Source organism: Leisingera sp. ANG49 (assembly GCF_059694505.1).
In genome coordinates, this window is the sequence record NZ_JCATZN010000015.1 from 1 (window position 1) to 18,928 (window position 18,928).

At 64.8% G+C, this 18,928-nt stretch carries 14 protein-coding genes; 10 read left to right on the forward strand and 4 right to left on the reverse strand.

All coding sequences use genetic code 11. The annotated features are described in order from the left end of the window. Positions 1–112 precede the first annotated feature (112 nt). Positions 113–955: an EamA family transporter gene (locus tag AC58NV_RS22540; protein WP_497229156.1), complete on the reverse strand. Its 843-nt coding sequence runs from the start codon at positions 953–955 to the stop codon at positions 113–115. Positions 956–1,135: 180 nt separating this feature from the next. Between AC58NV_RS22540 and AC58NV_RS22545 the strand changes: the two genes are divergently transcribed. Beyond that, entirely contained in the window at positions 1,136–3,505 is a 2,370-nt protein-coding gene (locus AC58NV_RS22545; protein WP_497229157.1) for a trimethylamine N-oxide demethylase, read from the forward strand. A gap of 29 nt (positions 3,506–3,534) precedes the next feature. Beyond that, the gene (locus AC58NV_RS22550; protein WP_497229158.1) at positions 3,535–3,951 is read left to right on the forward strand and encodes a group II truncated hemoglobin; all 417 of its coding nucleotides are present in this window, start codon (positions 3,535–3,537) and stop codon (positions 3,949–3,951) included. Between the two features lie 112 nt (positions 3,952–4,063). Here the strand turns inward: AC58NV_RS22550 and AC58NV_RS22555 are convergent, their stop codons facing one another. From AC58NV_RS22555 to AC58NV_RS22565, 3 genes are all read right to left on the reverse strand, one after another. Continuing rightward, a complete protein-coding gene (locus AC58NV_RS22555; RefSeq protein WP_497229159.1) occupies positions 4,064–5,326 on the reverse strand; it encodes a glycerate kinase type-2 family protein in 1,263 nt (420 codons plus the stop codon). A gap of 80 nt (positions 5,327–5,406) precedes the next feature. Beyond that, on the reverse strand, positions 5,407–6,384 hold the full coding sequence (locus tag AC58NV_RS22560) for an HpcH/HpaI aldolase/citrate lyase family protein (protein WP_497229160.1): 978 nt from the start codon (positions 6,382–6,384) through the stop codon (positions 5,407–5,409). Between the two features lie 187 nt (positions 6,385–6,571). Continuing rightward, positions 6,572–7,186, reverse strand: a complete 615-nt coding sequence (locus AC58NV_RS22565; RefSeq protein WP_174149630.1) for a response regulator transcription factor — start codon at positions 7,184–7,186, stop codon at positions 6,572–6,574. Positions 7,187–7,496: 310 nt separating this feature from the next. On the opposite strand from AC58NV_RS22565, the gene AC58NV_RS22570 reads away from it, so the two are divergent. The 8 genes from AC58NV_RS22570 to AC58NV_RS22605 all read left to right on the forward strand — a co-directional run bounded on the left by AC58NV_RS22570 (position 7,497) and on the right by AC58NV_RS22605 (position 18,913). Continuing rightward, positions 7,497–8,747: a pyridoxal-phosphate-dependent aminotransferase family protein gene (locus AC58NV_RS22570; RefSeq protein WP_366663530.1), complete on the forward strand. Its 1,251-nt coding sequence runs from the start codon at positions 7,497–7,499 to the stop codon at positions 8,745–8,747. 32 nt (positions 8,748–8,779) lie between these two features. After that, on the forward strand, positions 8,780–9,979 hold the full coding sequence (locus AC58NV_RS22575; protein ID WP_174149632.1) for a malate--CoA ligase subunit beta: 1,200 nt from the start codon (positions 8,780–8,782) through the stop codon (positions 9,977–9,979). Then, positions 9,976–10,869: a succinate--CoA ligase subunit alpha gene (gene sucD, locus AC58NV_RS22580; RefSeq protein WP_174149633.1), complete on the forward strand. Its 894-nt coding sequence runs from the start codon at positions 9,976–9,978 to the stop codon at positions 10,867–10,869. The genes AC58NV_RS22575 and sucD overlap by 4 nt, the downstream gene beginning before the upstream one ends. Before the next feature lie 100 nt (positions 10,870–10,969). Further along, entirely contained in the window at positions 10,970–11,941 is a 972-nt protein-coding gene (locus AC58NV_RS22585) for a 2-hydroxyacid dehydrogenase (protein WP_497229161.1), read from the forward strand. Beyond that, positions 11,941–14,601, forward strand: coding sequence for a phosphoenolpyruvate carboxylase (locus AC58NV_RS22590; RefSeq protein ID WP_497229162.1), 2,661 nt, complete (start codon positions 11,941–11,943; stop codon positions 14,599–14,601). Before AC58NV_RS22585 ends, AC58NV_RS22590 begins: the two co-directional genes overlap by 1 nt. A gap of 13 nt (positions 14,602–14,614) precedes the next feature. Next, a complete protein-coding gene (gene glyA, locus AC58NV_RS22595) occupies positions 14,615–15,898 on the forward strand; it encodes a serine hydroxymethyltransferase (protein ID WP_497229163.1) in 1,284 nt (427 codons plus the stop codon). Between the two features lie 396 nt (positions 15,899–16,294). Next, positions 16,295–17,086 (forward strand): DeoR/GlpR family DNA-binding transcription regulator, encoded by a 792-nt coding sequence (locus AC58NV_RS22600; protein WP_497229164.1) that lies wholly within the window; start codon positions 16,295–16,297, stop codon positions 17,084–17,086. Between the two features lie 144 nt (positions 17,087–17,230). Beyond that, positions 17,231–18,913 carry a Na/Pi cotransporter family protein gene (locus AC58NV_RS22605; protein ID WP_497229165.1) on the forward strand — a complete coding sequence of 561 codons (1,683 nt, stop codon included), beginning with the start codon at positions 17,231–17,233 and terminating at the stop codon, positions 18,911–18,913. Positions 18,914–18,928 lie beyond the last annotated feature (15 nt).

Consider the following 18,928-nt stretch of genomic DNA (forward strand, 5'->3'; position numbering starts at 1 on the left):
TGAGCCCGAAGGCCTCACCGCCTGAAGCGCAGAACGCTGAACCCTGAACAGTACCGCTCCCGCCGGACGCCTCCGGCGGGAGTATTTTTTTGCAAAGAAGATTGCGGGAGGGTCAGAAGCCCAGGTAGGCAATGCCGCCGAAGGTGACAGCGACGCTGATCCATTGGGCGCGGTTCATGCTTTCGCGCAGCACCAGCCAGGCCAGCACCACGGTGATCAGGCCGAACAGGGAGGCGCTGACGGAGGCGAACTCGGGCCGGGGAAGGGTGCCGGAGTAGATCACCAGGCCAAGCGCTGAGGCATCCAGCGCACCCATCAGGCACAGGAGCGGCAGGACCTGGCGGGACGGAAACCGTACCGCCCGAGCAATGAACGCGAGAACTGCCACCAGCAGGATGGCGGCCACACGGGTCACGATCAGCACTGGCAATTCGGCGCCGGCCTGCGTGGCGGCCTGGCCGGTGGCGAAGGTCAGTGCAAAGCCGATTGCCGCCATCAGCCCCCAGCCGCCGGCCTGCGGATTGAGGGGGCTGCTGTCATCATTCCCTGAAAAAACTGCAATGCAGCCCACGCCGGCGACCACGGCGGCCACCGCCAGCCAATGGCCCGGCCCAACCGGTTGCCCCTGCAGCATCGCCATGCCCAGAGAAAGCACCGGGTAAGCGCCGATCAGCGGTGCCACCAGCTTGACCGGACCCAGCGCAAAGGCACGGTACAGCGCATAGGAGCCAAGTCCGAAGAGGACCCCGGATGCCCCGGCGAGACGGGCGGCCGGAACTGTCATTGCCTGCCAGTCGCCGAACATCAGGGCGGCGGCGGCAACAAGAATCGCGCCAGTCGCAAACACGGTCAGAAGGGCAGTGAGAATGCTGGTTCTCTGCGATACAACACGCACGCAGAGGTCATGGATCCCCCAGGCAAGGGCCGCGGCCAGGCCAAGTAGCAGCGAGTGCATGGCGTTATCCTTTTGTTTGCGGCATTCACCCCCAGGAAAATGCCGCATCCCGGGCATCCGCCGTTTTTCCGCAGAAAATCAACATGTTTGTTGATTAGAGTGGAGGAACGCAATATTCTTTTCAATAAATAAATATTCCGGCCGTGCAATTTTTCGCCGGGGTCCAACAGGAGGTGCGCGATGAATGACATGAGCTTCCCTGAAATCGTCAAAGGGCCGCCGAAGCCCTCTGGATTGTATCAGCCGTCGGTGTTTTCGCTGCCGAAAGGGACCGAGCGATACGTGGTCGAGGGCTGCGGCGCGATCCTGATCCGGGTTGAAACAGGCGACCGGGTGACGGTGATCAACGATGAGGGCGGGCAGCCCTGCGAGATCATTGCCGCAGAAGACAAGGGCAGCATTGATGCCGGGATCATCGGCGCGGTCCCCAACAGCGATGCAATCGGCTTGAAGGCGTTGCTGACCTCCTCTGACCAGTCGTTGCGTGGTTTGCGCATGGGGATGGAGGCGCGCGGCATTGATCTGGCGCAGGGCGGTGCGGTGCGGTTCTTTGACAGCACAACCCCGGCCAAAACCGAGGAAAGCTTTACCGCGCAGCGCGACGGCGTGGTGATCATCTCGGCGCCCGGCGGGATCATGGATTTCGAGAAGCAGGACACTGCGACCTCGCTGACCGTGATGGTCAAACGTGCCGTGATCAAGCAGGTGGCCCGGTTTGAGCTGCCCGACCCGCTGGCGGAGCCGGTGAATGAGGTGCGGGTGCACAGCGCCACCGCGGAAAGCTATTTCGTGAAGGCGGGAGACTACATCCAGATCATCGATGTGGACGGGCGCCAGTGCACGGATTTCCAGTGTTTTGCCGCCCGCAAGCTGGACAAGGGGGTAGAGCATGCGCTGGATGTGACCACCACCCGGACGCTGATGGGCCATGCCTATCCGATGCCGGGGCTGCATGCGAAATACTATGACCAGGACATGCTGCCGCTGGTCGAGGTGGTGCAGGACACCGTCGGGCGCCATGATGCCTTTGCCCTGGCCTGCGCGGCGAAATATTACGATGACATCGGCTATCCCGGCCATGTGAACTGTTCGGACAATTTCAATGCGACGCTGGCCCAGCATGGTGTGACCCCGCGGGCGGGCTGGATGGCGATCAACTTCTTTTTCAATACCGGGCTGGATGACCACGGCGTGATGTATGCTGATGAGCCCTGGACCCGGCCCGGCGATTACGTGCTGCTGCGGGCGCTCACCGATCTGGTCTGTGTCAGCTCGGCCTGCCCGGATGACACCAGCGCCGCCAACGGCTGGAACCCCACCGACATTCACGTCCGCACCTACAGCGGAACAGAGACCTTCAAGCGGGCGATTGCGTTCCGCGCGACCCCTGAATCGGAGCCCAAGATGACCAAGGAAACCGGTTTCCACGACCGCCTCAGCAAGATGACCCGTAATTTCGTCGAGTACAACGGGTTCTGGCTGGCCAATTGCTACGCCGAATCCGGACCGCTGGAGGAATACTGGGCCTGCCGCGAGAAATGCGTGGTGCTGGACCTGTCCGCCCTGCGCAAGTTCGAGATCACCGGGCCGGATGCCGAGGCGCTGTGCCAGTATATCTTTACCCGCAACATCAAGAAGCTGGCGGTGGGGCAGGTGGTCTATACCGCGATGTGCTACCCGCATGGCGGCATGATCGATGACGGCACCGTGTTCCGCTTGGGCAAGGACAACTTCCGCTGGATTGGCGGCTCGGACTACGGTGGCGAGTGGATCCGCGAGCAGGCGGAGAAGCTGGGGCTGAACGTGCTGATCCGCTCCTCGACCGACATGCAGCACAACATTGCCGTTCAGGGGCCGGAAAGCCGCGATCTGCTGAAGAAGATCATCTGGACCATGCCGCACAACCCGACGCTGGAGGAACTGGGCTGGTTCCGCTTCACGCCCGCGCGCATCGGCGATGACCAGGGTGTGCCGGTGGTGGTGTCCCGCACCGGTTATACCGGCGAGCTGGGATATGAGATCTTCTGTCACCCGAAACACGCCAGCGAAGTCTTTGATGCGGTCTGGGGGGCCGGCAAGGCCCATGGCATCCGGCCGATGGGGCTGGAGGCGCTGGATATGGTGCGGATCGAGGCCGGGCTGATCTTTGCGGGCTATGACTTCAGCGATCAGACCGACCCGTTTGAGGCGGGCATCGGCTTCACCGTGCCGCTGAAGTCCAAGGAGGACGATTTCATCGGCCGCGACGCGCTGATCCGGCGCAAGACCACGCCCGCGCGCAAGCTGGTGGGGCTGGATATCGACTCGGCCATCGACGTGGGCCACGGCGACTGCGTGCATATCGGCAGGGCGCAGATCGGGGAGGTGACATCCTCGATGCGGTCTCCGCTCCTGGGCAAGAACATCGCCCTGGCGCGGGTGGATGTGTCCTGCGCGGAAGCCGGGACAGAGGTGGAAATCGGCAAACTTGACGGGCATCAAAAACGGCTGCCGGCCAAGATTGTACCCTTTGCGCATTACGACCCCAAGAAGACCCGGCCTCAATCCTGAGGCCGGCCGTCGCGGGGCAGGGAGGTTAAATGGTTCAGAAGCTGATAGAGCAGATCGGCGGCGAGGAAGTGCTGCGCGCCCTGGTCGAGCGGTTCTACGACATTGTCGAGGAGACCGGGACCGGCGCCCAGATCGTCAAGCTGCACAAGCGCGGGCATGGCATGGACCATGCCCGGATCGAGCAGTTCAATTTCCTGTCGGGCTTCATGGGCGGACGCCGCTATTATGAGGAAAAACACGGGCATATGGACGTGAAACTGATGCACGCCCATGTGCCGATCACCGAGGAAGACGCTGAAAACTGGCTCAAGTGCATGGATCAGGCGCTGGCGGAGCTCAAGCTGGAAGGGCCGCATGTGGAGCGGCTGCGCCAGGTGTTCCGGCGGGTGGCGCTGATGCTGGTGAACGATCTGGCCGAGTGGGGCGAGAAGCGCGTGCCGGCTTGAACGCAGTGCCTGCGGCAGCTGCGGAAGCTTCCCCTGTCGGCGGCAAAGCCGCCTGCTGGGCAGCGGGACGGGAGTATTTCCGGAAAGATGATAAGCGGGAGCCGTCCAGTAGTTAGCCGGGCAGCCTCAGAAAAACCTGCACATCGGCCACGTTGGTGCCGGTGCCGCCGGTGACCAGCAGCGCGCCGGCGGCTTTCAGCGCCGCGTAGCTGTCGTTGTTGGCCAGCAGCGCGTCCGGGTCCTGACCGGCAGCCTTGATAGCCTCCCAGGTTGCTGGGGTGGCGATGCCGCCCGCCGCGTCGGTGGGGCCATCGCGCCCGTCGGTGCCGCCGGAGAGGAACAGCCAGTCGCCGCTGAGCCGTTCCGCGCCCAGCTTGGCGACGCGGAGGGCCAGTTCCTGGTTGCGGCCGCCGAGGCCTGTCCCGCGGAGCTGCACCGTGGTTTCACCGCCGAAGATCAGCGCGACCGGCTTGTCCTTGAGAACGGTTTCCGCAGCCGACACAATGGTTTCGGCGGCCTCAGCCACGTCGCCGACCAGACGGTGGGAGATCAGCTTGGGACCCCAATCCTCTGCCGCGGCTGCCATCATCGCCTTGAGGCTGTGGCGGTTGGAGCCGATCAATGTGTTGGTGGCCGGGGGCGGCGTGTCCCGGACCTCCTCAGCGCCGCTGAGAAGGGTTTTGACCGCTTCGGGGGCACTGTCCCAGATGCCGGCGCGCTGCAGGATCTCCTGCGCCTGTGCGCGGGTGCCGATCGGCGCCACGGTGGGGCCGGAAGCAATGGCGCGCAGGTCGTCGCCGATCACGTCCGACAGGATGAAGGCCTGCACCCGGGCGGGCGCGGCGTGGCGCAGCAATCCGCCGCCCTTGGTGTCCGACAGCTGCTGGCGGATCAGGTTCATCTCGTTGATCTCAAGGCCCGAGGCGAGCAGCAGCTTGTTCACCGCGGCCTTGTCCGCCAGTGTCAGGCCGGGGGCAGGGGCCACCATTAGGGCGGAGCCGCCGCCGGAAATCAGCGCAATCAGCCGGTCATTGGGGCCAAGGGAACGGGCCAGCTCAATGGCGGCCTGACCAGCAGCAGCGCTGGTTTCATCCGGCACCGGGTGGGCACCGCAGAGCACCGTGGCGCCGGAAATTTCCGTGTAATTTTCGGGATTTGTGATTGCCAGCGCCTGGTCTGCATCCGGGAACAGCGCCAGCGCTTCGCGCATCATCGGGATGGCAGCCTTTCCGACGGCCAGCAGCACGTTCCTGCCGCCTTCGGGCAGCGGGGGGAGCGGCGAGGACGCCAGCTGAGCGCGCAGGGCTTGCGCCGGGTCCGCCCGGTCGACAGCGGCCTGAAACAGGGCCTTGGCGGTGGTCAGCAATCCGGTCATTTGCGTCTCCCTGGCATGGCGCCGCTTAGCCGCCCCGGTTAATGCCGGGACGGCGTAAGGTCTTGAAAGCGGACGGCGGCTTAGTTGTCGGCGATCTGCTTGGCTTTTTCCACCAGCACTTCTGCCTGACGGATCGAGGCGTAGTCAATCAGGCGGCCATCCAGCGACACCGCGCCCTTACCGGCCGCTTCGGCCTCAGCCATGGCTTCCAGGATGCGGTGCGCCTTGGTGATTTCCGCGTCCGACGGCGACATCACCTCGTTGGCCAGTTCGATCTGGCTGGGGTGGATGGCCCATTTGCCTTCGCAGCCCAGAACCGCGGCGCGTTTGGCGGCGGCCTTGTAGCCTTCCTTGTCCTGGAAATCGCCGAACGGGCCGTCGATCGGACGCAGGCCGTTGGCGCGGGCGGCAACCACCATGCGGGCCAGCGCATAGTGCCACATGTCGCCCCAGTGCACGTCGCGGGAGCCGTCCGCGGCCGGGTCGGTCAGCACCGAGTAATCAGGGTTCACACCGCCGATGATGGTGGTGCGGGCGCGGGTCGAGGCGGCATAGTCGGCAACGCCGAAATGCAGCGATTCGTTGCGCTTGGAGGCTGCGGCAATTTCACTCACGTTCTGCATGCCGAGCGCGGTCTCGATGATGTGCTCGAAGCCGATCCGCTTCTTGTAGCCCTTGGCGTCTTCGATCTGGGTGACCAGCATGTCGACGGCATAAACATCGGCTGCGGTGCCGACTTTGGGGACCATGATCAGGTCAAGGCGTTCGCCTGCCTGTTCAACCACATCAACGACATCGCGGTACATGTAGTGGGTGTCGAGGCCGTTGATTCGCACCGACATGGATTTGTTGCCCCAGTCGATGTCGTTCAGGGCCTCGATGATGTTCTTGCGGGCCTGGTCTTTCTCGTCCGGCGCAACCGCGTCTTCGAGATCCAGGAAGATCACATCGACATCGGATTTTGCTGCTTTTTCAAACATTTGGGGCTGAGAGCCGGGGATTGCCAGCTCGCTGCGGTTCAGGCGGCCAGGGGCCTGTTCGACGGTATGAAACGACATGGGTGCGCTCCTCATTCGCAATGGGGTTTCGTCCTCTCCTCCTTAGGCATTCCCCATCAGGGTGTTTCCTGTCAAGAAAAAAGTTTTCATTTAAATACATTCGCGCGGGAGCGCGCCTGCGCGTCGCGCCCTCGCGTGCGTACGCGTGTGCGAGCACGCACGCGAGGCGCGGGGCGGCAATCCGGGGTCATTCCTCCAGGCTGAAATCGCCCTTGGCGGCGCGGTTGGCGTAGTAGAACGCAATCGCCTGGGCGCGGTTCTTGACCGAGAGTTTTTCATAGAGGTTCGACAGGTGGAACTTCACCGTGTTGGTCGAAATCTCCAGCTCCTTGCTGAGCTCCTTGTTGGTCAGCCCTTTGGACAGCGCCTCGAGCATGGTGCGCTCGCGGCGCGACAGCTGCTCGATCGGATCGGTCTGCAGGCCGCGGACGTCGAGGAAGGGGAACACCATCTTGCCCGCGGCCACGGCCAGGCAGGTGTCCAGCAGCCCGTCGACGGCGCTGGAGCGCGGCGCAAAGCCGGCGGCGCCTGCGCTCATCGCCTTGCGCGGAACGTCGCCGCTGTCGTCGGCATAGACCACCAGCCGCGGCGCGTTGGCCTGGTCGCGCAGCACCTCGATCAGTTTGGCGCCGCCGAGCGCGGGCAGGTTCCAGTCGATGATCCCGACCTGGACCGGCACCCGCATCACCGTGCCGAGGAAGCCTTCGGCGGTTGCGGAGGTGGCGACCAGCGAGAATCGCGGGTCCTTGTCGAAGATCTCGGACATCGCCGACAGCACCAGCGGATTTGCGTCAGCAAGCATGACCGATATCGGGGAAACTTTGTCGCTTATAGGAGCCATTTGGTGCCCTTTTGTTAAAAACCACCCAAACGGGTAGGGTCGATTTTGGTATGCAACGGTATTTTTACCGGTTTGGGTAGGTTTTTTGCCACCCCTTTAGATACCCAAAAGCAGGATATAGGAATGTTGCGGGTTTTGTCGACCTGGGTTTTCCTTGGGTTAACAGATGTTGCACGACAGGAAACAAACCTTCCCGCAGCGAAGATCGCGGCGCAGAAGGCCAGGGACCTCCGGCACATCGCCGAAACGAAACCAGCGAGGCCTGACCCCGATGACTGAACCCACGATCTTCCCGAGCCTGGAAATCCCGGAAACCCTGGCCGCCGGCCCTGGCCCGGGCAATACCGACCCCCGCGTGCTGCAGGCTTTTGCCAACACCGGCCTGGCCGACCACATGCAGGCGGACGTGCTGCGCGGCATGATCGAGTGCAAGCAGATGCTGCGCGACCTGTGGGGCACTGCCAACACCTACACCTACGGCGTCGGCGGCACCGGCTTCTCCGGCTTGGACTGCATGCTGAACGCGATCCTGCCCGGCGACACCGTGGTTGCCTTCCAGAATGGCACCTTCTCCGGCATCGACGCAATGACCATCCGGATGAAGGCCGCCACCCGCGAGGAGCTGGCCGCTGACGCGATGAACCCGCAGCCGGCCTCCGTGACCGTGGTCGACGTGCCGCACGGCGAGTCGGTCTCCGGCAAGCTGGTGGAGCAGGTGCTGGCCGAGAAGAAGCCCAAGTGGGCCTTCATGGCGCATTGGGAAACCGGCTCGGGCCGCATCAACGACCTCAAGGGCTTCTCGGACGCTTGCGTCAAGCACGGCGTGATGGGCCTGATCGACGCGGTGTCGTCGCTGGGCATCGAGGATTTCTCGATCGACGATTACCCGGGCGTTGCCGGCTGGGCGTCCTGCCCGCAGAAAGGCGTGCTGTGCCTGCCGCTGACCTACGCGCCGGTCTCGTTCACCGACCAGTACATCCAGACCGTGCGTGAAAACGGCTGTCACTCCTATGTCCACAACCCGATCCTGGAAGCCCGCCACTGGGGCATCGTGGACGGCCAAGACGTTGCCGCCGGCACCTACCACCGCACCCATTCCGGTTATGCGGTTGCCGCCTTCCACGAGGCGCTGCGCATCACCCTGCAGCACGGCCGCGCCCAGAAGGCCCGCGACTATGCCTTCCACGAGAAAGCGCTGCGCGATGCCGTGACCGCGATGGGCTGTGACGTGACCAGCAACATGACCAGCCTGGTGGTTCTGAACCTGCCCGGCGATCTGGCAGGCCGCGAAAAGGAACTGGTGGGCAACTGCCGCGCCGTCGGTTTCGGCATCTGGCCGACCCTGTCGGAGCCGGTCCAGGTCCGCATCGGCATCCTGAACCAGATCACCCCCGCCGCCATCACCGACATCGTCAACCGCTTCGGCAAGGCGATGAATGACATGGGCGCAAACGTCGACATGGACGCGATCAACGCCCTGCTCGACCGGCACTACTCCGCAGCCCTTGAGGCCGCTGAGTAACTAATTCCGACATCCATGAGGAGGAGAGGACCATGGATATCCACGAGTATCAGGCCAAGGAAGTTCTGAGCAACTTCGGCGTGACCGTTCCCCCGGGCGCGCTGGCCTACAGCCCCGAGCAGGCGGCCTACCGCGCGCGGGAACTGGGCGGCGACAAATGGATCGTCAAGGCCCAGGTTCACGCCGGCGGCCGCGGCAAGGCGGGCGGCGTCAAGCTGTGCAACTCGGAAGCCGAGATCTATGAGGCAACCGAGAACCTGTTCGGCAAAAAGCTGGTGACCCACCAGACCGGCCCCGAAGGCAAAGGCATCTACCGTGTCTATGTAGAAGGTGCGGTGCCGATCGCCCGCGAGATCTACCTGGGCTTTGTGCTGGACCGTTCCAGCCAGCGGGTGATGATCGTTGCCTCGTCCGAAGGCGGCATGGAGATTGAGGAGATCTCTGCCGAGCGCCCCGAGTCCATCGTGCGCTCGACCGTTGAGCCGGCCGTTGGCCTGCAGGACTTTCAGGCGCGCGAGATCGCGTTCCAGCTGGGCATCGAACCGGCGATGACGCAGCAGATGGTGCGCACCCTCAAGGGCTGCTACCAGGCGTTTTCCGAACTGGACGCCACCATGGTTGAGATCAACCCGCTGGTGGTCACCTCGGACAACCGGGTCATCGCGCTGGACGCCAAGATGACCTTTGACGACAACGCCCTGTTCCGCCACCCGCAGATCGCGGAGCTGCGCGACAAGTCCCAGGAAGACCCGCGCGAAAGCCGCGCGGCCGACCGCGGCCTGTCTTATGTCGGCCTGGAAGGCAACATCGGCTGCATCGTGAACGGCGCAGGCCTGGCGATGGCGACCATGGACACCATCAAGCTGGCCGGCGGCGAGCCTGCCAACTTCCTGGACATCGGCGGCGGCGCAACGCCTGAGCGGGTCGCCAAGGCGTTCCGCCTGGTGATGTCCGACAGCAATGTGCAGGCGGTTCTGGTCAACATCTTCGCCGGCATCAACCGCTGCGACTGGGTTGCCGAAGGCGTCGTGCAGGCGCTGAAGGAAGTGCAGGTCGACGTGCCCGTGGTGGTCCGTCTTGCCGGCACAAACGTGGAGGAAGGCCAGAAGATCCTGGCGCAAAGCGGCCTGCCGCTGATCCGCGCAACCTCGCTGATGGAAGCCGCCGAGCGGGCCGTCGGCGCGTGGAAAAACGACCTTGATCAAAACACTCGTGTGAGGGCCGTCAAATGAGCATCCTTCTTGATCGCGAAAGCCGTGTCATCGTCCAGGGCATCACCGGCAAGATCGCCCGGTTCCACACCAAGGACATGATCGAATACGGAACCAACGTCGTGGGCGGCGTGGTGCCGGGCAAAGGCGGCGAGACCGTCGAGGGCGTGCCGGTCTTCAACACCGTGAAAGAAGCGGTGGAGGCCACCGGCGCCAATGCCTCGCTGGTGTTCGTGCCGCCGCCGTTTGCAGCCGACTCCATCATGGAAGCGGCGGATGCGGGCATTCACTACTGCGTCTGCATCACCGACGGCATCCCGGCCCAGGACATGATCCGCGTGAAGCGCTACATGTACCGCTATCCCAAGGAAAAGCGGATGATCCTGACCGGCCCGAACTGCGCGGGCACCATCTCGCCGGGCAAGGCGCTGCTGGGCATCATGCCGGGTCACATCTACCTGCCGGGCACCGTGGGCATCATCGGCCGTTCGGGCACCCTGGGCTATGAGGCCGCGGCGCAGCTGAAAGAGCTGGGCCTGGGTGTTTCCACCTCGGTCGGCATCGGCGGCGACCCGATCAACGGCTCTTCCTTCAAGGACATCCTGGAATGGTTCGAGAAGGATCCGGAAACCGAGGTCATCGCGATGATCGGTGAAATCGGCGGCCCGCAGGAAGCGGAAGCGGCGGATTACATCAAGAACCACGTGACCAAGCCGGTGGTGGCCTATGTCGCGGGTCTGACAGCCCCCAAAGGCCGCACCATGGGCCACGCGGGCGCGATCATCTCGGCCTTCGGCGAATCCGCCTCCGAGAAGGTGGAGATCCTGTCGGCGGCCGGCGTGACCGTTGCCGAGAACCCCGCCGTGATCGGCGAAACCATCGCAAGCGTGATGAAAAAGAACGCCGCCTGATCCGGCAACGGAACAGGCGCAACGCTCCACCCTTGGCCCGGGGCAATGGCGGGGGTGGAGCGCATTAAAAAAAGCACAAGCACGTCAGGGAGATGAAATCATGGCAAAGCCCAAGGTTCTGGTGACCCGCCGCTGGCCCGCCGCAGTGGAGGCGCAGCTGTCCGAGGCGTTTGATGCCGTGCTGAACACGGGCGACAAGCCGCTGACCGAGGACGAGCTGCGCGCCGCGATGACGTCTTATGACGCGGTGCTGCCGACCGTCACTGACAAGATTTCCGCCAAGGCATTCGATATCGCCAAGCCGCAGGCCCGGATCCTGGCCAACTACGGGGTCGGCTACTCCCACATTGATATGCATGGTGCGGTGGGTCACGGCATGACCGTGACCAACACCCCTGATGTGCTCAGCGAATGCACCGCCGACATCGCCATGACGCTGCTGCTAATGGTGGCCCGCCGCGCAGGCGAAGGCGAGCGCGAGCTGCGCGCCGGCGAATGGACCGGCTGGCGCCCGACCCATCTGGTCGGCACCAAGGTTTCCGGCAAGACGCTGGGCATCGTCGGTTTCGGCCGCATCGGCCAGGAGATGGCCCGACGCGCCCACCACGGGTTCGGCATGAAGATCGTGGTGCAGAACCGCTCCCGCGTGTCCCCCGATATCCTCGCCCGCTACAACGCCACCCAGGCAGACAGCCTGGAAGAGCTGATGCCGCAGTGCGACTTTGTCTCGCTGCACTGCCCGGGCGGCGCCGCGAACCGGCATCTGATCAACACCCGGATGCTGAACCTGATGAAGCCGGACGCCTTCCTTATTAATACGGCCCGCGGCGAGGTGATCGACGAGCTGGCCCTGTCCCGTGCCCTGTGGTTCGAAACCATCGGCGGCGCCGGGCTGGATGTGTTCGACGGCGAGCCGCGCATCAACCCGGACCTGCAGGATTGCGAAAACCTGGTGATGCTGCCGCATCTGGGCAGCGCCACCCGGGAGGCGCGCGAGGCGATGGGCTTCCGCGTGCTCGATAACCTGACCGATTTCTTTGCAGGGCGCGAGCCGCGCGACCGGGTGATGTGATGGGCAATCCTGCTGAAACACCCCATGCAGACTATGAAGACACCACCTATGCTGCCGGGCTTCGTGCCGAGTTGCATGCGCTGTGGCTGGACGTGCTGCGCCAGCGGGCGCCGGAGGTTGCCGCAAAGGCTGTCTCTGAAACCGCTTGGGATCTGTCCGGCGGGCAGCCCGCGACCGCCTATATGCAGGCCTTCAACATCTGGTTCCAGCTGCTGAAGATCGTCGAGGAAAACGCCGCTATGCGCGACCGCCGCATGGCAGAGACCCAGGACGGGCCGGAAGTGGTCGAGGGCGGTTTTGCCCGCGCACTGGACCTGGCCGGGGAGCAGGCCACGCCGGAGCGGCTGCAGGAGGTCGCCAGCCAGTTTTCCATCGGCCCGACCCTGACCGCGCATCCGACCGAAGCCAAGCGCGTCACCATCCTGGAAATCCACCGCCGTATCTACCGCGGGCTGGTGTCGCTAGAGGCCAAGCGCTGGACCCCGCGCGAACGTGCCGATCTGCTGGAGGATCTGCGCTCGGAAATCGATCTGTTGTGGATGACGGGCGAGCTGCGCCGCGACCGGCCCAGCCTGCAGGATGAAATCCAATGGGGGCTGCAGTTCTTCCGCGACAGCCTGTACGAGGCGGTGCCGCAACTGTTTGAACGCTACATTGCCGCGGCGGAGCCGCGCCTGGGCGCGACCGCTGATGCGCCCTGTCTCAAGTTCCATTCCTGGATCGGTGGCGACCGCGACGGAAACCCGAATGTGACGGTGGAGGCCACGGCGGCAGCGCTGACCGCGAACCGTGCAGCGATCCTGAAGCGCTACCAGAAGGCGCTGACCACTGCTGCCGAGCGGATCTCCATTTCGGCTGCCGTGTTTGCCCTGCCGGACAGCGCCTCTGCCCGATTGGCAAAGGTTATCGCCGCCGCACCGGGGGCTGCGGCGCTGTCGGCCCGCAATCCGGGCGAAGTCTTCCGCCAGGCGCTGACCGCAATCCTGGCGCGGATCAGGGCCACCGCTGCCGAGGAAACCGGTGCCTATAAGCACCTTGGCGATTTCGTCACCGACCTGACGGAAGTGGAAGAGGCGCTTGAGGAAATCGGCGCCCGCCGCCTGGCCGCCCGCTACGTGCGCCCGATCCGCTGGCAGGCTGACGTGTTCGGCTTCCGCACGGTGACGCTGGACGTGCGCCAGAACTCCACCGTGACCACGGACACGCTGACCGAAATCTGGGCGCGGTCCGGCGATGTGCCGGAGTTCGGCAGCCCGGACTGGTCGGCGCGCCTGCGCAAGGAACTGGGCAGCGCCTCGCTCCCCTATATGACACCGGATGAGCTGAGCCCGCAAAGCGGCGAGCTGCTGAAACTGCTGCGGCTGATGCGCGATGCCGGTGCGGGCGAGGATCCGCAGGCGATGGGGCCGTTCATCCTGTCGATGACCCGTTCCACCGATGACCTGCTGGGGGTCTACCTGCTGGCGCGCTACGCCGGGTTCGGCGCTGAAAAAGCTGCGCTCAAAGTGGTGCCGCTGTTTGAAACCATCGGCGATTTGCGTGCGGCGCCTGGTATCCTGAACGGTCTTCTGGACGTGCCTTTTGCCCGCCGCTCGCTGAAATCCGGCGACAACCGGATCGAGGTGATGCTGGGCTATTCCGACAGCAACAAGGACGGGGGCTTCCTCTGCTCCACCTGGGAGCTGGAAAAGGCGCAGCGCCTGATCACCCGCACCCTGGCGGCGCACCGGATGAAGCCGGTGTTCTTCCACGGCCGCGGCGGCTCGGTCTCGCGCGGCGGTGCCCCTGCAGAGCGTGCCATCGCCGCCCAGCCCGCAGGCACCATCGCCGGCCGGATGCGGATCACCGAGCAGGGCGAGGTTGTCAGTTCGAAATACGCCAACCGCGGCACTGCCCTGCACCAGCTGGAACTGATGGCCTCCTCGGTTTTGCGCCACTCTCTGCAGGACGATACCCCGCCGGTGAACCCGGAGTTTGATGACGCCTTCGAGGCGCTCGCGGGCATGTCGCAGGCGGCATACTCCAACCTTTTGAATGCAAATGGTTTTCTGGACTATTTCCAGCAAGCCAGCCCGGTCGAGGAACTGGCGATGCTGAAGATCGGCTCGCGCCCTGCGCGCCGCTTCGGCGCCGGGTCGCTGGATGACCTGCGCGCGATTCCCTGGGTCTTTGCCTGGTCGCAGAACCGCCATATGATCACCGGCTGGTATGGGTTCGGTTCAGCAATTGCCAGCTTCCGCAAGTTCCGCGGCGCCCGCGGCGACGCGGTTCTGCAGGACATGTTCGCGGGTTCGCCGCTGTTCCGCCTGGTGGTGGATGAGGTCGAAAAGACCCTGCTGCAAAGCGACATGGAGATCGCTGCCGACTACGCAACGCTGGTGCAGGACGCTGAAATCCGCGACCGCATCTTTGGATCCATCCGCAAGGAATACCAGCTTGCCTGCGAAGCAATTGCATTCCTGACCGGCGACAGCAGCCTGTCGCAGCGGTTCCCGCGCCTGCGCGCCCGCTTCGGCCGGGTCGAGAACATGCTGCGCGAAATTCACAAAACCCAGGTGCGCCTCCTGCGCGAGGAGCGCGCCCGGAAATCATCAACAGTGCCGGTCCCGCTGATGCAGTCGATGAACTGCGTTGCCGCGGGCCTTGGCTGGACTGGATAAACAGGAGCCCCGAATGTCCAAAGATCTGTTTTTCACCCAATCCCTCGCCGAGCGCGATCCTGAACTGTTTGCCTCGATCACGGCCGAGCTGGGCCGCCAGCGCGACGAGATCGAGCTGATCGCCTCCGAGAACATCGTCTCCGCCGCGGTGATGGAAGCGCAGGGCTCCGTGCTGACCAACAAATACGCCGAAGGCTACCCGGGGCGCCGCTACTACGGCGGCTGCCAGTATGTCGACGTCGCCGAAAACCTGGCGATCGACCGCGCCAAGCAGCTGTTCGGCTGTGAGTTCGCCAACGTGCAGCCGAACTCCGGCTCGCAGGCCAACCAGGGCGTGTTCCAGGCGCTGTTGAAGCCCGGCGACACCATCCTCGGCATGGACCTGGCCTCCGGCGGCCACCTGACCCACGGCGCCGCGCCGAACCAGTCGGGCAAGTGGTTCAACGCGGTGCATTACGGCGTGCGCCAAAGCGACAACCTGATCGACTACGACCAGATCCAGGCGCTGGCCAGCGAGCACCAGCCGAAGCTGATCATCGCCGGCGGCTCTGCCATCCCGCGCCAGATCGACTTTGCCAGGTTCCGTGAAATCGCCGACAGCGTCGGCGCCTTCTTCATGGTCGACATGGCCCATATCGCAGGCCTGATCGCGGCCGGCGAGCACCCCTCGCCGTTCCCGCATGCGCATGTCGCCACCACCACCACCCACAAGACCCTGCGCGGCCCCCGCGGCGGCATGATCGTGACCAATGACGAGGCGATCGCCAAGAAAGTGAATTCGGCGATCTTCCCGGGCATCCAGGGCGGCCCGCTGATGCATGTGATCGCCGGCAAGGCGGCGGCCTTCGGCGAGGCGCTGAAGCCGGAGTTCAAGACCTACCAGAAGCAGGTGCGCGCCAATGCGGCGGCGCTGGCCGACCAGCTGATCCAGGGCGGCCTGGACATCGTCACCGGCGGCACCGACACCCATGTGATGCTGGTCGACCTGCGCCCCAAGGGCGTCACCGGCAACATCGCCGACAAGGCGCTGGGCCGCGCCCATATCACCACCAACAAGAACGGCATCCCGTTCGACCCGGAAAAGCCGACCGTGACGAGCGGTTTGCGCCTGGGCACCCCGGCGGGCACCACCCGCGGCTTCGGCGAGGCGGAGTTCCGCCAGATCGCCGACCTGATCATCGAGGTGATCGACGGGCTGGCGGCCAACGGTGAAGAGGGCAACACCGACGTGGAAGCCTCGGTGCGCGCGAAAGTGGCGGAGCTCTGCGCCCGGTTCCCGCTCTACCCGAACCTGTAAGCCCTTCCGGGACTGACATTGAACCGCCGTGGCCTCAAAGCCGCGGCGGTTTTGCTTTGGCAGGGGCGATGCGCGCAGCGGCCCGCGGGAACACACGTCACAGAAAAGGGGTTTCGCTGCGAAACCCTGTTTATTAACAGTGTATTACGAAGGCGTTCGCAGCATTAACAATCCCGGCCCGGCACCCTGCCCGGCGCTACAGGGCCTGCCGCAGCCAGGCCGGAAAGGGGCGGGAGCGGTTAGTGCGGGTGATGTAGTTACCTGCGCGGGCGGGCACGTTCGCGCCGGCCGGGGCTTGATCCCGAGCGCGGTAAGATGTTGCGGCAGGGCCTTGTAAAGCGCTGGCAGGCCGTGCCTAAATGCCCAAGACCGGCAGATGCAAAACGGAATGATCTCTTGTCAGACTCCCTGTCCCTTTCTCATCGTGAAATGGAGCTGGTGGATGCCTTGCGCCGCCTGGGCGGCTCTGCCCGCAGCGCCGAGCTGGCCAGGATGCTGGATGTGTCGGAGGAGACCGTGCGCCGCACCATAAAGGCGCTGAACAAGGCGGGGGCCGTGCAGCGCGTGCACGGCGGCGCCTTCCTGGCGGGGCCGCAAAGCGCGACAAGCTTTGCCCGGCGGATTTCCGAGAACCAGAAGGAAAAGGCGCGGATTGCGGCGCTGGCTGCCGGGTATGTGCGCGACGGCATGGCCCTGTTTCTGGATGTCGGGTCCACCACCGCATTTGTTGCAGAGGAGTTGCGGCAGAAAACCGGGCTGATCGTCGTCACCAACTCCATCGGAGCGGCGCAGAGTCTGGCAAACCACAACGGCAACCGGGTGCATTTCCTGGGCGGCGAAATGCAAAGCAACGAGCGCGGCACTTTCGGGTTCGTCGCCGAGCAGCAGCTGCGCCGGTTTGCGCTTGATCTGGCAATCCTGTCGGCAGATGCCCTGTCGGCCAAGCAGGGGGTGCTCTATCACAGCGCGGACGAGGCACAGCTGGCCAGCGTCGCCGCCGAGTGCGCCCAGCAGGTTGCCATAGCAATGGCCCATCCCAAGTTTGCGGAAACCGCACCCCATTGCGGGCCTGAACCGCGCAAGATCACTGTCCTGTTCACCGATCAGGAGCCAGGAAAGAAACTGTCCGCCGCTTTGGCGGGGTGGGGGGTGAAGACAGAGGTCGCGCCATCCGGCAAGGAGAACTGATCCGGAATTCGCAGCCTCAGGGCGCAGAAAGGCCAATCAGTATCCGGGGCTGGCGGGAATATCAGTTGCCGCCGGGGCCGGGCGGCACTAAGGCCGTGTCAGGAGCGGCGGCGCGTCCGAGGAAAGCCTTGAGCGGAAACTGACATGGCAATACTGACCTTTCTGATCAGCCTGGCTGGGGCGACGATGCTGCTTTTGTATGCGGTGCGGATGGTACGGACCGGGATCGAGCGCAGCTACGGCGCCTCGTTCCAGCGGCTGCTGACCGGGCGGCAGAGCCATCTGCAGGCGGGGCTGATGGGGCTGATGCTGGCCATCGTGCTGCAAAGCTCGGCCGCGGTGGCGCTCTTGACCTCCGGCTTTGCCGCCAGCGGCTATCTCGCCTTTCCGGCCGGGCTGGCGATCGTGCTGGGCGGCGATCTCGGCTCGGCGCTGATCATCCAGATCCTGTCGTTCAAGCTCGACTGGCTGGTGCCGGTGCTGCTGGCCGCCGGCGGCTACCTGTTCGTCAAGACCGAGGCCAAGAAGGCGCGCCAGCTGGGCCGGATCCTGATGGGTGTCGCCTTCATCCTGATTTCGCTGCGTTTCCTGCGCGAGGCAATGGACCCGATCCGCGACAGCGCCTTTCTGCCCGCGGTGGCGGGCTACCTGGCGCGCGACTACATCACCGCCTTCCTGGTCGGCGGCGCGCTGGCCTTCGTGATGCATTCCTCCGTCGCGGCGATCCTGATGTGCGTCACCCTGGTGCAGATCGGCGCCATCCCCTTTGCCGCCGGCCTGTCGCTGGTGCTGGGGGCGAATTTCGGCTCCGCCTTCATCCCGGTCTGGCTCAGTCGCGGCATGGCGCTGAAGGCGCGGCGCATTCCCTATGCCAACCTGGCCCTGCGCGGCAGCTGGGCGGTGCTGTGCCTGTTCGGCGCCAACCTGGCGCTGCGCCAGGGCTGGCTCGGCGATCCCCAGGGCGGCCAGATGCTGGTCACCGCGCATCTGGCGTTCAACGCGTCGCTGCTGCTGCTGGCGCTGCCCGCCTGCACCCCGCTGGGCGGCGTCTTTGCCCGCGCCTTCCCGGAGCCCGCGCCGGCGCCGGCGGCGCAGCCGGGCCGTCCCGTCAGCGCGCTGGAGCCGGGCAGCTACGGCCCGCCGGCCCAGGCGGTGGCCAACCTCAAGCGCGAGCTCTTGCGGATGGCCGACCAGGTCGGCGCCATGTTCCGGCCGGTGCTGGAGCTGTACCGGGGCGGCAGCAAGGAGCAGATCAAGGCGGTGCAGATGATGGACGGCGAGGTCAATGCCTGCCTCTCCGGCATCCGCCGCTATGTGGCGGCGATCCCGGAGGACACGTTCAGCAAGGAGGAGCTGAAGACCGCCCGCGGGCTGATGGAATACGCCATCCGGCTGGAGACCGCGGGCGATGTGGTGGCGCGCCGCCTGACGGTGCTGGCGGGCGAGCTGAACAGGAAAGGCTTCAGCTTCTCCCGCGACGGCTGGCTGGAGATCACCCGCATGCATGAGGCGATCCTGGCCAATATGCAGCTGGCCTCCAACGTTCTGATCTCCGATGACCTGGAGAGCGCGCGGCTGCTGAGCCTGGAGAAGACCGAGCTGAAGCGGATGGAGCGCGACAGCCGCAAGCGGCATCTGCGGCGGCTGCAGAACGGCGCCCGCGACAGTTTCGACACCTCCGACATCCACCTGGAGACGCTGCGCGCCCTGCGCGAGTTCAACAGCCACATCGCCGCCGTCGCCTATCCCGTCCTCTATCAGAACGGCCAGCTGCTGGAGACCCGCCTGATCGAGGAAATGCCCGGCCGGGATGACGGCGGCCGCTAACCAAAAGACCTGACC